9 protein-coding genes and 1 pseudogene are annotated in these 15,407 nt (G+C 56.8%); 5 read left to right on the top strand and 5 right to left on the bottom strand.

The annotated features are described in order from the left end of the window. Positions 1-601: 601 nt before the first annotated feature. Both AC0L23_RS31830 and urtA read left to right on the top strand, forming a co-directional pair. Complete coding sequence (locus AC0L23_RS31830) at positions 602-2,497, top strand: adenylate/guanylate cyclase domain-containing protein (RefSeq protein ID WP_473357855.1); 1,896 nt, start codon at positions 602-604, stop codon at positions 2,495-2,497. Then, a pseudogene (urtA, locus tag AC0L23_RS31825) lies at positions 2,494-3,784 on the top strand (urea ABC transporter substrate-binding protein). The gene AC0L23_RS31830 and the pseudogene urtA overlap by 4 nt, the downstream one beginning before the upstream one ends. Before the next feature lie 1,100 nt (positions 3,785-4,884). Here the strand turns inward: urtA and AC0L23_RS31820 are convergent. Next, complete coding sequence (locus tag AC0L23_RS31820; RefSeq protein WP_473357856.1) at positions 4,885-7,002, bottom strand: TonB-dependent receptor; 2,118 nt, start codon at positions 7,000-7,002, stop codon at positions 4,885-4,887. Positions 7,003-7,245: 243 nt separating this feature from the next. After that, positions 7,246-8,268 carry a helix-turn-helix domain-containing protein gene (locus AC0L23_RS31815; protein WP_473357854.1) on the bottom strand — a complete coding sequence of 341 codons (1,023 nt, stop codon included), beginning with the start codon at positions 8,266-8,268 and terminating at the stop codon, positions 7,246-7,248. A gap of 654 nt (positions 8,269-8,922) precedes the next feature. Between AC0L23_RS31815 and AC0L23_RS31810 the strand changes: the two genes are divergently transcribed. Both AC0L23_RS31810 and AC0L23_RS31805 read left to right on the top strand, forming a co-directional pair. After that, the gene (locus AC0L23_RS31810; protein WP_473357853.1) at positions 8,923-9,345 is read left to right on the top strand and encodes a hypothetical protein; all 423 of its coding nucleotides are present in this window, start codon (positions 8,923-8,925) and stop codon (positions 9,343-9,345) included. A 567-nt stretch (positions 9,346-9,912) separates the two neighbouring features. Continuing rightward, complete coding sequence (locus tag AC0L23_RS31805) at positions 9,913-10,899, top strand: AraC family transcriptional regulator (RefSeq protein WP_473357852.1); 987 nt, start codon at positions 9,913-9,915, stop codon at positions 10,897-10,899. A gap of 148 nt (positions 10,900-11,047) precedes the next feature. Here the strand turns inward: AC0L23_RS31805 and AC0L23_RS31800 are convergent, their stop codons facing one another. Then, positions 11,048-12,490 (bottom strand): outer membrane protein, encoded by a 1,443-nt coding sequence (locus AC0L23_RS31800; RefSeq protein ID WP_473357851.1) that lies wholly within the window; start codon positions 12,488-12,490, stop codon positions 11,048-11,050. A 355-nt stretch (positions 12,491-12,845) separates the two neighbouring features. On the opposite strand from AC0L23_RS31800, the gene AC0L23_RS31795 reads away from it, so the two are divergent. Further along, the gene (locus AC0L23_RS31795) at positions 12,846-13,556 is read left to right on the top strand and encodes a Bax inhibitor-1/YccA family protein (RefSeq protein ID WP_473357850.1); all 711 of its coding nucleotides are present in this window, start codon (positions 12,846-12,848) and stop codon (positions 13,554-13,556) included. A 58-nt stretch (positions 13,557-13,614) separates the two neighbouring features. On the opposite strand, the gene AC0L23_RS31790 is transcribed toward AC0L23_RS31795, so the two are convergent. Together AC0L23_RS31790 and AC0L23_RS31785 are read right to left on the bottom strand one after the other, a co-directional pair. Further along, positions 13,615-13,971, bottom strand: a complete 357-nt coding sequence (locus tag AC0L23_RS31790; protein ID WP_473357849.1) for a hypothetical protein — start codon at positions 13,969-13,971, stop codon at positions 13,615-13,617. Positions 13,972-14,376: 405 nt separating this feature from the next. After that, positions 14,377-15,378: a phospholipase D-like domain-containing protein gene (locus AC0L23_RS31785; protein ID WP_473357848.1), complete on the bottom strand. Its 1,002-nt coding sequence runs from the start codon at positions 15,376-15,378 to the stop codon at positions 14,377-14,379. Between the last annotated feature and the right edge of the window lie 29 nt (positions 15,379-15,407).

Genomic DNA, 15,407 nt, shown 5'->3' with positions numbered 1-15,407 from the left:
GGTCGCTCACGCACTCCCCCCGATTTGCTCAAATTCAGACTGGGCTTTGCGCCCACATACTCGCATAATGAAGATACTTGGCAAGGCGGCTTGCGGAGAGCGCTGCGACGACCCCTAAATTGATGACCCTGCGTCCACGGCGGTTCAGCAATAAACGAACGATCTTCAGCTGCTTCGCCCAAGAAACAAAGCGGTTCGCAAACGCACCGAAACGAAAAAGCCTCCAATCTAGATGCCGGAGCTGGATGAAGAGGCTTCGCAGATCCTTCAAAGATCGCCCTGTGACGTGCTAAATCTTCCTTAATTGCAGTGGGTTGCGGGTCGGTCGTGTCTTCGCGTGCGTTCGGCTTGTCATTCTGGCGTGAACAAAAGAAGTCCCGAATGAAGTCGACGGCAACAGTGTGAGATAGCGCTGGAGGACGTCTGGACCTAATGAAGAGAGCTCGCGCCTATACCGATTGCGCTCCGCCTGCAATACTTGCTCTCCGATTGTGATCTTTCGGCGAATATCAAGGCCGCGACTCGCGCTCTTGCCGTTAGTTGCGGTGTGCCGAAACTGGCAACCCTATATGCTAGACCAAAAGATGGGGAAGCGATGCGAATGCTCACATTCCGAACTTCCATCACATTTGTCGTAACAGCGTTTATTATCGCCTTGACCGCGCTGCTCATCGCCGTTCAGCTCAGGTCCCTTCGCTCGGCCACCCGGGAAGCAGCATCAGCCTACATGGATGCAACCAATGCAAAAGTGCTTGGCCGGCTTCAAGGTGAGCTTTCCACGATCAGATCTCTGGTTCATGTATTGGCCACCAGTTCGAGCGTGGCTGATTCAGATGAACGAAGCGAGACCGGCCGCGCCATCCCGTTGTTCAAGGCCGCACTGCAAGAAATGCCGCAGATGGACAGCATCTATGCCGGCTTCGAGAATGGCGCCTGGTTACAGGCACGGCGCATTAATGACCTCACGGACGAGCAGCGCGAGCGTTTGCGGGCACCGGCGAATGCCGACATCGCGATCAATCTCATTCGGCCGACTGCGGCTGGCGAATTGCCGTTAAGGCGGATATTTCAGGATAAGCAAGGCGACGAGATCGGTGAGATCGATTTGTGGGCATACGGCTACGATGCCCGCAGACGGCCCTGGTACTGGGCCACAATGCAGGCAGACCGACCGTACGTTTCAGAACCATATCTCTCCTTCATAGGCGCGCCGGTTATCACCGTCAGCGCCCCACTGCGCGGCAAGGTTGCGGGCGTGATTGCTGCCGATCTTAAGCTCGATACGTTCAGCGAGTTCGTCCACGCGCAGCGACCCGGCCAACATGGTGCGGTCGTTATCTTCGACCAGACGGGATCGCTGATTGCCCACCCGGAATATTCGGATCTGGTTATGAGCGCAATGACGCAACCAGCCCGATCATCATTGCCCAGCATCGATGAGATTAATACCGGAATTTTAGCTTCCGTCATCCGTGGTTCATACAACAAGGACAATCATGAAGGCATCATCGAGGACGAAACCGGAAAAGGCTTCCTATTCAGGGTGACGAAGTTCGCACTGGGCGAGCGCTATACTGGAAGCATTCTGCTGCTGGCAGCCCAAGACGACTTCGTCCAGAACGTTCGCAGACTCCAATTCAATGGGCTCGTCCTCGCAATCATGGTTGGCGCGGCGTTCTTTCCGATCGTTTGGATGTTCGGTAGCCAGATGTCTCGGTCCATCCAGTGCATTACCATGCAGGCGCGCCAATTGCAGACACTGGCCGAACCCAAACTCGCGCCGGTGACTTCTTACATCAAGGAAATCCACGCGCTCGGGAGTACGATGAATCTCGCGCAGCGGGCGATATGGTCGTTCGCTCATTTCGTCCCCAAGGAGATTGTTCGGGGGCTAATCGATAATTCCATATCGACCAAGCTCGGCGGCGCGAAGCAGGACATCACGCTGGTTTTCACTGACGTCCAAGGCTTTACCACCATTGCGGAGGCAGCCGATCCTGACGTGCTCATGCGGCAGACCTCGCGGTACTTCTCGGTGCTGACGGCGGCTTTCCTCGCTGAGGGGGGAACTGTGGACAAGTTTATCGGTGACGCCGTCATGGTTTTCTGGAATGCCCCGCATCCGCAAAGTGACCACGTGGCGCGCGCCTGTCGAGCGGCGCTCGCAGCCAAGTCCGCAGGCGAGCGGCTGAACATCGACTTCGCGACCGAGGGACTGAAGCCCTTCACGACCAGGTTCGGCATTCATGTCGGCGAAGCCGTTGTTGGTAATGTCGGATCGACCGAGCGCATGAATTATACGGCTCTAGGGAACACGGTTAATCTTGCCGCGCGGCTGGAGGGCTTGAATAAGGAAACTGGGACAACGATCCTCGTCAGCGAGGAAGTCCACCGCCGGGTCCGCGATCTGTTCAAGTTCAGGGCTCTTGATGCCGTCGTTGCCAAGGGCATGACCAAGGAAACCATTATCTTTGAACTCACGGGAGCATCGACATGAAGACGAGGCCGATCTCTCGCGGAATAGCGTCGGCGTTGTTCGCGCTTTGCCTGTACTCCGCGGCTTCGACCGCTTGCGTCGCTGAAGATACCATCAAGGTTGGTATTTTGCATTCCCTATCCGGCACCATGGCAATCAGCGAAGCCGTCCTAAAGGACACGGTGCTGATGATGATCGCGGATCAAAACAAAAAGGGCGGGCTGCTTGGCAAGAGGCTGGAGCCGATTACCGTGGACCCCGCGTCAGACTGGGATCTCTTTGCTGAAAAAGCCCGCGAGTTGCTCGAGAAGGAAAAGGTGGCGGTCGTATTCGGCTGCTGGACGTCGGTATCCCGGAAGTCCGTTCTTCCGATCTTTGAAGACTTGAATGGGCTTCTTTTTTATCCGGTACAGCATGAGGGTGAAGAGAGCTCAAGAAACATCTTCTACACCGGAGCCGCGCCAAGCCAACAGGCGATCCCTGCTGTCCGCTACCTGATGAGCAAGGACGGGGGTCAGGTTCGCCGGTGGGTTCTGCTCGGCACCGACTATGTCTATCCCCGGACCACTAACAAGATCCTGAGCGCCTATCTCGCTAACGAAGGGGTCGCACCCGAGGATATTACAACGATCTACACGCCGTTCGGGCACTCCGACTGGCGCGGAGATCCTCACAAGGATCAAGGCCTTTGGTTCGGAAGGAAAACGGACTGCGGTGATATCGACCATCAACGGAGAAGCCAATATCGATTTCTACCGAGAGCTGATCGCGCAACACGTGAACGCCAGCTCCCTTCCCGTGATGGCGCTATCGGTTGGGGACCGCGAATTGCTCCAGGTCGGCGCCAGTGGCTTGGCTGGTCAGCTCGCAGCATGGAGTTATTTTCAATCCGTCACGTCGCCAGAAAACGATGCATTCGTGAAAATGTGGATGGAGTTCAGCGAGCAACGCGACAAAACGACGAATGACCCGATGGAAGCAACCTTCATCGGCTTTCGGATGTGGACACAGGCAGTGAGACAAGCCGGCACGACCGACGTCAACGCTGTCCGGCAGGCGATGTACGGTCAGAGAATCAAGGCACCGAGCGGCTTTGAGGTCGTGATGAATACCAATCACCATCTATCGAAGCCCGCGATGATCGGCCGGATCAATTCCGCTGGGACATTCGACGTTGTTTGGCGCTCCATCAACCCGATCAAAGCCTCGGTTTGGAGCCGATATATTCCCGAGAGCGCGAGACTGACCGCCGATTGGACCTTCCCCTGGGTGTGCGGCGGATGTGCGGAGCCGACATTTAAGGAGTGATAAAACATCCACGCGGGTCCTGAACTTCTAGGTGACGGGTCCCTAAGTCCTGGTGAGCTGTCCGAATGGAGTCGCCGTCATGGAGACCTCGAACACGACATGGTCATCCTCGCAAGCAGTGGCCGCGAATGGGCAGACCGGACTAAGGGCCTCAACCCGCAGGTGCTCAATCTCGACATCTTTTCCCACGGGCTGGTCGAGCGCATCAGCGGCAAACGGCAAGTTCCGGCGAGGGGCGGGCAGTGCTCGCGTTCACGAAGCCCGCGCCGCTGCGCCCGCACCGATCTGGGCCCCTTTACTCGAGGGGGCTAAAGTTGCGATAATCGCTCAACGCATGTTCTTCAGCTGCGGCAGCCTGCCCATCGTGACAGCGGCGGTGTGAACGCCGCAAACATTGTCGCGAGGCGCGGGAGCGAGCGAGGGCGAACGCTTCCTGATCAAAGAAAGAAGCCGCCGGTTGGGCTCTGCGGCTTGGTAGGCTCCGACTGTTGAATGCCTCCCGGGCCCAACGTACCGGCGTCGCCTTGTTTGCGGCCATGCCATCCAATCTACCGAGCATGTTTCGATTAGGCATCGGGTGCCGAGTTGTGCAGTGGGGGTCTTACCGAGGCGGCAAGCGTTCGCTGTTTCAAGCAGGCTCAACCCGGTGGATGAGACACACGGCATCCGGAGACTGGTCAGCTTCCACGATCGCGCGCGCGTCCAAGCTCGAGGGTCCGAGCGGCATCCGCTTGAGGTCCAGATCGACAGCGGGGAATATGCACGCCTAGCTGTCCGGTCGCACCTCGAACCTGGCTTTCCGAGGTCCTACGAAGAGTTTGCTCACAATGAGGTGCACCGGCCGAAAATTGGGAAGCCGATGGCGCCACTCAGAGCATGGCTACGAAGTTCGATGCTCGATACGTCTTCAGGAGCATGAGGCCGCCTGCATCCGATCGGTTCTTCGCGGCGAGTGGCGCCAGCTCCACGACCGTCCGCCCACATAGGCGTCGCTGCGTCAATATGCTCACGATGCGTTCTTCGCGTTTCCGGGCGCCGAGGACATGCACGCAGCCATCGAAAAAGCGCATCAGTGAAAGCGGAGGCTTCATAAAGCTACGTCAGAACCGACCCGCGATAGTCAACCGCACCGCAAGCGGCTCGGCGGGGTGCACGTGGCGGTCGGCGATACCGTCGATAGACTCGCCCGGCAGGCGTGACAGATAATAATATTCGATCTGATTGGTTTGCATGTTGAAGAGATTGAGCAGATCGAGTTGCAGCCGCAGGCGGTTGTCGAACCGGTAGCCAGCGCGTGCGTTGAAAATGAGCGAGGAGAGCGAGCGAACGCTGTCGTCCTCGATGAGAGGCCGCGGGCCGAAATAGCGTGCCTTCAGGGCGCCGAACCAGCCGGTTTCGTTGCCGAGGACAATGGAGGCGCTTCCCACCCACGCCGGTGCGCCAGGTATGCGGTCGCCCCCGAGATCGAAATCGGTGAAACGCGCCTTCGTGTAGGCGACGTCGAGATCAAACGACAACCAGGGCACCGGCTTGTACTGGTTTACCCATTCGACGCCGATGCGCCGGCTCGGTCGGCTCGGCTCGGTAGTGCCAGCATCGCCGACAAACAGGAGTTCGGAGTCGAAATCGAGCACAAAAAGCGCAACCGAACTAGTGAGACCCTCAATTGCTGTGGTGCGGACACCGACTTCCGCGCCACGCGAGCGCACCAGCAGCGGCACGCGATCGAGCGGGGTCACCTTGTCATTGGGATCAACGGTAATGGTGGCGCCCCGGATGTCATTACTGTGCAGGCCAGAGCCGGCGTTGCCGTAGAACTCGGTCTTGAACCAGGGCCCAAGCACGATACCGCCCTTCGGACTCACCATTGACGCCCACGCACTACCGGAATTCTCCGGCGTATCGCTCAGCACACGTCCGCCAAAGAAATCTTCGCGGATACCGAAGTTGGTCCGCAGCCAGTCGGTCCAACGGGTGGTGGTGTCAGTCCAGATCCCGGCATTCCCTTCCTGCACACGATCGTCGCGGACAGTCGAAAGCCAATTGCGCTGTTCGGTCTTGAAAAGCCCCACCTGAATATCGTCGTATCGGCTCTGCAAGCCGATGCGGGTTTGCGTCTCCAACCCTGCAAATCGCCAATCAAAGGTGTGCCGCGCGTCGAAGCCACCGATGGTACGGCGATCAAGCTGATTGAACTGATCGCCATTGACGGGGTTGTCGAGAAAATAGGTGAAATTGTTGTAGAGTTGCAGGTCCGAACGAATGGCGTACGCGCTGACCTTGGTCTGGCCGTACTCGCTGGAATGCGCAAAATTCCCGGACAGGCCAAAGCGGCTGGAGACGCCGCCGTCGGTAACATCGAGCGAACCAAGGCGCCCGATAATACCTTGATCGATCGCACGTTGGGCGACTTGGTCGGTCGAATTCCAGGCATTAGAATAGGCCATGCCGGTAAGCGTGAAGCCATTGGTGCCAGTGCCCTGGTTGTACCGCATAACGCTATTTATCTTCCGGACATCGTCCGGCACATCCCATGGGCCGTCGTACTTCGTGCCTTCGATCGCCGTGAGGAGCGTGCCGTCGCCGACACCGGTGGATCCGGCTACAAGGCCGCGGCGATATCCGAAACTGCCGAAGCTCATTTCTGCAATGTTCTTGGGCAGTTTGCTAATGTAGTCGATCTCGACCGCACCGGCAGAGCCGAAGTCGCCGACGTCGGCGTAGTACGGCCCCTTGCGGATATTCACCGACCGGATCAGTTCGGGGATGAGAAAATTGATGTCAGCATAGCCTTGTCCGTGGCCGTGAGTGGGCATGTTGACAGGCATACCGTCCAATGTGATGGCAAGATCAGTGCCGTGATCGAGGTTGAAGCCGCGCAGAAAGTATTGGTTGGCCTTGCCCTCGCCGGAGTGTTGGGTGACGATCAGGCCCGGAACGATTTCCAGCGCCTCGCCGGGCCGCGTGAAGGGCACCGCATTGACCTCGGGGCCGGTGAAGCGGATCGCGCTGGCGGCAGAGGGCTGCAAATTACCGGAGCCCTCGGGTGAGGCGCACCTGGAGCATTGCGAAGCAGATTGTGGTTGCTCGACAACGGCTGTGTTTCGTGCGTCCCGATTTCGCGCAGGCTTCGGCACGCGCTTGGGCGAAGTGACGGTGACCGGAGGCAGCTGGTCGGGCGAAGGCGCCGTGGATTGCTGGGCCTCTGCGGGCAGCATCAGCACGAAAGAAGCCGTAGCAGAAAATAATTGCAACAGAACTCTACGCACTGCCATCCCGCACAGTCGCTACAGTCGCAGGCGACTGCGCTATCTCCGCCTTAACATTATAGTGTGCGAGTATGACGTTTCAATAAGAACATCATATTTGAACAGATCCCCGTTTGCTTTGGATGCAGCGGATATCCCTGCGGCAAAATTCTTTCGCTCCTGAACACGAAGCAGTGCAGCCGTTAACTGACCTCAGTTGACGGTGAATATGGTTGCTAGGGAGGTCGGACGGGCAGGGACACGATGGTTGTCGTCCGCGATCCGGCGCAACGTGATGGACGGGGGTTCCCCGAACATCGCTCGGTAAGTGGCCGCAAATCGCCCCAGTTCCCAGAAGCCATGATCTGTAGCGATCTTTGTGACTGTCGAGCATGAAGGGTCAGCCCGGAGTAGCGCGCGACGGACCAGATGCAATCTCCGCAGAGTCAAATAGCGGATGGGTCCCATCCCCAGATGTTCTTCGCAAGCTACTCGAAGTGTCCGCTCGGCTACGCCGATCGCAGTGCAGATGTCAGCCAAGTAAAAGGGCTGTTCGGGATTTGCTTCGAGAAACGCTTCGAACCGCGCAATAATCCGGCCATGACGATGATTGACGCCTTCTACTTGCGAAGCGAGGCCCTCAGTGAGGCACTTGATCATAGTGTAGGTCATGTTGTGCTCTAAGGCTCGAGCCACCTCTGGAAGTTCTAGAAGGTCTGGTGTCGCGATGGCCATCTTGCCAATCAACGCGTGCTGTTGTTGCAGTTGCAGCATAAGAGCCGAACTTGGTCGGACAATATATTCCAACTCCACGCCCGAAAACTCTTCACCAGCGATAGCCCTGCACGTGGCTTCGAAATCGTCAGGGGTCAGTGACATCGCTCCAAAGCGGCAGTCACCCTCGCTTCTGTGATGCACTACGTCATAATTGCAGACGACAATTTCATTGAGTGAAAGGTCTCTGCCGCGGTGGAGGAACGTCGGCTGCTCGCCGGTAAGAAAGGCAATAACCCTTCGACCGGAGGTGATCTGGCTCGTGTAGATTTGCGGCAGCGAGACGTCGAAGCGCTGCATCATTAGTCGATTGAATGTTACCTGGGTCAGTTCGGCGCGGAAGTCCCCCTTTTTTGTTAGCAGCAGCTTGTTGTCCGACCCTCGGATGGACTGCTGGAAAGGGAATGGATCGTCAAAATTGAAAACACGACTCCAGGCCATAGGCTGCTCAACACCGTTCATTGCTAAAATACGTGCGGAGATCTAATTTGCGCTCCTGCGAAGTGTTTGATGTTTCTTCCTAAATTTGTTAGCGGCTGAGACGAGGCTTCGCTTTACGCGAGAGTTCGGCAAGCTATCTTTGCCTACACGCAAAACGTGCGGACAAGTTAAAGCTGGCGAAAGACGTTGACTATGCAGAAACGGCACGAAAAGGCGGTGGCGCCGGCCTAAGGCGTAGCTCCAGTAATCGCCGTATATACATGCGCACCTAACATAGCGGTGCGACTGTGATGAAGAACACTTGTGCGTTTGCGCCTCGCGCGGTTTATGCCTTCGCCGCTATTTGCCTTCTGTTGCTTCTCATCCTGCTGGTGCTCTTTTCGCTCAAGTCTCTGGTCGGGTGGGCGAGACGCCTTCTGCGCACATTGTGGCAGTCCTGAATGCTTCAACAGCCCGACTGGATTTATCATCCCAGAAACCAAGACGGCACTCTCGCTTTCTTGGCAGAAGCTCAGAGAGCAGTTATGACATTTGCAAGGCTAGTCAGAAGCCGTTCGTGTTGAGATCATGTCGCCGTTTCTGCATAGGCGCCGCTTTGGCCACGGCGTACGCTTGCCTCGAGGAGGGCCGAATTAGGCGCCGCGGCCGGATCTTATCAGCATGAGGAGTAGCAAAATGTCGGCTCGAACTGTTGGAGCACTCGCCGCATCTGCCATTGTCGGCATAGGCGTTTTGTTGGCCTTTTCAGGCGAAGCATCGGCATTTCGCGGTGGTGGTTTTCACGCCGGCGGTTTTCGAGCTGGTGGTTTTCACGCAGGCGGATTTCGTGCAGGCGGCGTGCGCGCCGTTGGGGTTCGTGGCGGCGTCTACCGGGGTGGCGTCTACCGCGGCGGCGTTTATCGGGGTGGCATCTACCGCCCGGCAGTAGGTATCGGTGCTGCTGCGGTTGGCGCTGCGGCGGTGGGTGCCGCCGCCGCAGGTGCTTACTACAGGCCGGGATACTACGCTCCCGGCTACTATGGCGCTGCCGCGCCAATGGCCTGTGGATACGGCTATTACTACTACCCGCCATACGATCGTTGCGTACCCACGCCATAGTTGGTTGCACCGCAGGGCGCAGATGGGCGGCGCGGGGACGAGGGCCCGCAGCTCCCAGTGAAGGCGGGAAGGGGTTCGAACGATGAGTCGATCATGGTGTAGAAGCAGAGCCGGACCCGATGGACGGAATGATCAGCCTCCCCGTCTAAGCCGAACAACATGCGCGTCGAAGCTAATTGGTCTTGCGCAGGACCATTCGCTTCATTTGACCAAGGACTCCGTAAGCTTCCGCGAGCTCTAACAGGCGCTCCCTCCGAGATCCGCTTGACATGCACGCAGCTTCCTGTAGCAGCTCTTGCGCCAAGTTGTCGCACTGATCAGCAGTCAAGCGTTGCTCATGCGGGTGCATCAAAGCCTCGCGGTCATTTCGTTGATTGATGGCGCTTTTCCTGGACAATTCCGTTCCGATTTGAAGCGTTATGTCACGGTTCAGTCACATGAACTATGCGACTACGGCAGTTTGCTGCTAATTCCCAATCCTGCCGAATATGCATAGACACTCTACGAGTTAGCCACGAGGATAGTCTGCTCTACAGCCTTCGCGTGTGGCGTTTGTGGGGGGGCAAAATGCCTTGGAGCAAAGTCCTTGTATTCAACGATCCGGCTCAATACGCGACCAGCGTACGATCCGCGGAGATACAGATTTTCCCAACGACCAAAGGGGATTTTCGGGCCGAGTTGACTCAGGTTACATTAAACGAACTGTGGATGCAGCGCTTCAAGGAATACTTGCCACGCGTGCACCGCGGTACGATTAACCCAGGCCGGCAGGTCTACACTTTTCTGACAAGCGAACAGCCCGAGGTCTACAACCGAGGGCGACTGCTATCGCTGGGCGAGATGTGTGTTCACGACTATGACGTGCAACATGTCAAAACGTGCGGCCATTATAGGTTTGGGGGAGTCTCGTTAAGACCAGAGGCGCTGGCTGCTGCCTGGAGGGCGTTGGTCGGCTCCGAATTCAATCCACAGAAGGGCGCTCGATTTATCCGGCCGAATCCAGGATTAATGAGCCGTTTCCTGAACCTTCATGCGATCGCCGGTGGTTTGGCAAAGGCGGCACCCGATCTTTTCACGCAGCCAGAAGTGGCTCACGCCATAGAGCAGCACCTGCTGCACGCGCTGATCACTTGTTTAGCTGATTGTGAGGCCTCAAACATCGGGACTGGCTTGCTGCGCCACGGGATCATCCTCGGACGTTTCGAGGAGTATCTGGAAGCGAATCCAAATACGCCGCTTCATTTGAGCGAAGTTTGCGCAGCCATTGGGGTTGCAGAGCGGACGCTTCGCGCCGCCTGCGAGGAGCATCTCGGCATGGGACCCATTCGATATCTGACGCTGCGGAGAATGCATCTTGTCCACCATGCCTTGCGGCAAGCTGCCCCTGATGCAAAGACTGTGACCCAAGTGGCCACCGCGCACGGATTTTGTGAGTTGGGGCGGTTTGCAGTAGCTTATCGGCAGATGTTCGATGAATCGCCACTTACAACCCTCCGAAAGACACCGGACTCTCGGCGGAAAAAAGTAAGCCGTCCCTTGCCGCTTGTGTCGTAAGTTGGAGGCGCAGCCGTATTCAATGACGGACGGTGCCGATTCAACAGGCCCTTCCGCTTGATTGATGCCGACGTCGGTAGAGGTAGGTATTTTACCTTCTCCAAATGCCTTGGAGCCGACAGGCGCTGATGATCAATCAGTCATATCCCTATTTCACGGGAAAGAGGAATGCGACGGATGCCCGCAATTGCCAAGTCGGGGTGCCAGTCGGGCGTATTGCGTTATAATAACCAGAAATCGACGCGTTCACCGGCTGATCCGCCACTCTGAAAACGCGACCGAAGCCCCCCCCGACGGGCACGGTCCATTGCTCGCCGGATGCTGCAAGCCAATTCGCGGTGATGATCGGTCCAGTGGTCAGGTACCAACCATGCGCAAGGTTGTAGTTGAGGAATGGCTGGGCGAGGAAAGAATTGACGGGCGGTCGCAAGGGATTGCCACCGACCGACCATTGGTTGTTGAGCAAGACACCGATCACCCAGTGTCCCGGCGTAACCAAGAAGACAGCCGTTGGACCGAACAGGAGCTTGCCGGTCCCAAGGATTGGATCGTTGGCAGATGGAATGGTGAAGACCGGACCAGCGCCCCAGATTAGTTTGCCCGGGTTGGTGGGAGAGAAGAACAAGGACTGCGTGATGTCCCCAACGCCATTCGCGTCACTGTCGAACAGCGGACTTGGCTGGCTGATCAGTGGAATAATGGTACGTGAGATCAGATTCCATTCTTCGCTCAGATGCATCGGCACAACTGGTTGGATGTTGAACACTTCCTGCGCCCGATTGAATGGGCCGGCATTGAAGTTGGTGTTGCTCTGAAATGGCACGCTGACCAGGTCCGCGATCGGGTTCTGGGACGCTTTTTGTAGATCTTCCGAGGGCTCGCGAGAGCCGCCAGCAGCCGATGGCTCCGCCGCGGTGGAAACCCCACTCTGGAATTTATAATTGATCCCGGCCTTGATCATTTGGAGATCGCGGTTCAATGCGATCGAAGGGGCGGTAGGAGAATTCCAGTTTGACAGTCCGAGATAGTCGTATTCGAGCTTGACCGTCCAATGCGGCTTGAAGCCGTACTCGATACCGCCGCCGGCCAACCAACCGAAGCTTGTGTTAGATCCATTCCAGACCATGGCGGGGAGGTTCAAGGCAGCATTGCTATGCACCCAGCCGCCGCCTAGCTTGGCGAACACGAGCCAGCGATCATCCACAAGGCCGAAACGGCCGGCCACGGTGCCGGTCCAGCGCTGATCGACATATCCCAAGGTTGGAGTGGCGAGGGCCTGATGACCAAAGCCAGCGCCGCCGAATTCGCTTTCAACGCCCAACAGAAGGTGACCAGCCTGGAAGTTTGCGCCGGCCTGTACACCACCGATGAATTCGGTGAGCCCTCCATACAGGTTATTGCCGGGAACATTGAGGCTGCCGTTCGCCCAGGTCCCGCCGAAGTAGGCACCGATGTAGAAGCCTGTCCAATTATAAGATGGCGCCGAGATCGGCGCCTTGTACGCCGATGACTTCAGTGGCAGGTCGGACGCAACAGCGGGGGGGCCGAACAGGTTGAGGCCGGCAGCAATCGCGATGAGAAGATTACGCATTTGCGCCCCTTATCTGGTTCGCTTCAAGCACCAACGTTCTCACAAACGGAGCTCGAGGCCCATGCGCATCGCATCATCCTGCGCGCGATTTCAATTGTCTGTGCTCGTTCAGCAACAATTCTGAGCGGGGAATTTCAAATGACTTGCGATGGCCGTCGCCACTGCAATGACAATCGCTTCGTCTGCCGAATTCGCATAGTAACGCGCACCTCCCGCTCTATTCTGATTGGTCAACGGTCCTCGGCACATTTGCAGAAATGCTAAGACGAGCGATCTGGTGTCGTGAGATTGAGGAAGACTCCGCCAGAGGCCACCGCCGAACTCCGGCGCAAGTGGATCAACAAGGATGCGACCCATGTCGAACTACGACGGAAATGCACCCGCTGCTTCCCTTTCCCCTAACGCCACCGCGACTGACGTCGGGCTTCGCGCTTTCATGTTACGCGTCTATAACTACATGGCTGCCGGGGTTGCGTTGACTGGCATCACTGCGCTTCTGACCTATCAGTTTACCGGCCCGGAATTACTTCAAAGTCCGCTGATGTGGGTGCTGATGCTCGCTCCCCTGGCGCTGGTGTTCTTCATCAGTGCACGAATCAGCACGATGTCGGTGGAAGCCGCGAGAGGATTGTTTTTCCTCTATGCGGCGCTGGTCGGAATCTCTCTGTCGACCATTTTCCACATCTACACGGAGTCGTCGATTACACGGGTGTTCTTTGTCTCGGCGGCTGCCTTTGGAGCGCTTAGCATTTGGGGTTACACGACTCGACGAAACTTGTCCGGCGCCGGCACCTTTCTTTTCATGGGCTTGATTGGCATCATTGTTGCGAGCTTGGCAAATCTGTTTCTGAGATCTAGCGGACTAGATTGGATGATCTCCATCATCGGCGTCGGCGTCTTCGCAGGCCTGACAGCTTACGATATCCAACGGATCAAAGAGATGTACGACGGGGGTGACGATGGAACGTCGACAGGCCGCAAGGCGGTGATTGGCGCCCTGTCGCTATATCTAAACTTCATCAACCTATTCATGATGATGCTGCGCCTCATGGGCGGCCGGCGTTAGCACCTGGATTGACTGCTTGCGCGGCGTCCAGATTCATCAAGCGTTTCATGAAAAGAGTTCATTGGAAATCAGGATGGTGAGCAACTGAGCCGCGCGAGAGGTCCGGAATGTAGATGAGAAACATGTCGCCCGCATAGTGGAAGTATTCTCCAACGAATTCCTTTGTGACAAACTTGAGCTGGATCTTGTTGTTGCTGGTAATACGAGGAGCCAGTTTATCATCCCCGATGATCGCCGACATCCTATTGTTGCCGCCCAGAGTGACGTTCAAGTCGATTGCTTTTTGTTGAATGGCCGGATCAGACATCTGTTGAACGATTTGGCCCTTGCACAAAAATTGCTGGCCTGCGGCATAGCTTGGCCCGACTATCGTTATCAGTATGACCAGGCTAACCGCCGATTGGGTTACCTGCATCTTGGCATCCCTAAAATTTCAAAAATTGTCATCCTGGAAGGAGTAAGCTCTTACTGATCGCAGCCTTGCCGGATGCGTCCGATCTCAAAGACCGCCTTTGGTCCAGATGGTCAGATACACCGCAGTGATGGCCAATTTAACAATTCCAGTCTGAACCGATGGTGGGAAACGCTATGCAAATCCGGCCATTTCCGGTTTTGCACCTATGTGCAGCGTGCCTGCAGGCTGGCCGGCTCACGTCGCGCCAACACGGGCGGCTTGAAGCAGTAGTCACCAACGAAGTGAGCGCCGCTTGATAGTGGCGGCACGCCTTGATCGTCAGCCAGTGTTTCGCACGACCGTTCCTCTTGGAATGCCTGACCATGTCGAAGCACGCGGGGCAGGGCTTTGGAAAAGCGCGGCCCGCTATTTCTTGCGGCTCCCATCACCGTGGCCTAGAACCAACGCCGCTCCGTCCTGTCCATGTTTTTTCAGGTCGGCCAAGATGCCGAGGTCGGACAAATCAAGCCGATGCGAATGCTTCCAGTCCCGCCGCGAGACCTGGACCAGCCTTTTGACAACAGTTTTCGATTTGGTCGCGATAGCCAACTCGCGTCGCGAGTCGAAACTCCCCGGGCTCAAATTGATCGATCCGACGATTGCTTCTTTCCCGTCGGCTATCAAAATCTTGCCGTGAAGCTTCAGCCTCTTCAACAGGTGCACTTTCGCTCCAACGTCGTGCATGATGCGTAAGCCGCCGATCCCTTCGGCAAGCTTCTTCCCGTCGAGCTTGTGTGGAGCTCGAGCCATGATCTTGACGCGGACGCCGCGGTTCACTGCACGTACCAGCCTTTCCACGATCACGGTGTCCTGATAGCGTTCATTTTGCAGCCAGAGTGTCTCTTTTGCTTTATCAATCATATCCGCGATCCGCTCGCGCCCGTTATTGGGGCACCAAATTAGGTGCGACTTGGGGTCCGGTTTGAATAGTTTGCGGTCCCAATCAGCGTCGAAACAGCGTATCATTTCCCGTACTTCGCTCTTCTTGGTCGTCGTAACCGCGTAGTCCCTGGTTTCCGTGAGATCACGAGGTTCCCAATTCAACGATTCGACAAATCCGATCTTGTCGTCGATGACCATCGATTTTTGATGCGTCAGTGCAAACGCCGCGCTGCTGTCCCGCACTTCGACCCCAGCCGCCAAGAGTGCTTTTCTAGCTTTCGCATTTTCACTTTTCCCGTTGCGCCGAGCGGGATTCAACATGACGCGGACATTGACGCCGCGTTCCTTGGCTGCGATTACGGCTTTCAATAGGGTTGGTTCGGTGAACAGAAACATCCGGATGTTCAGCGAGCGCTTGGCGGCATTGATCGGATCCAATATTGCGGAGATGGTATCGTCCGGAAGAACGATAAGTCTGTGAGACATGCTGTTGCTCCGTGCTTGAGGCCTGCTCG

Source organism: Bradyrhizobium sp. MI1.4 (assembly GCF_055811315.1).
Note: the sequence above shows the minus strand (reverse complement) of the source record. Positions and strands in the feature narration are given on the sequence as shown.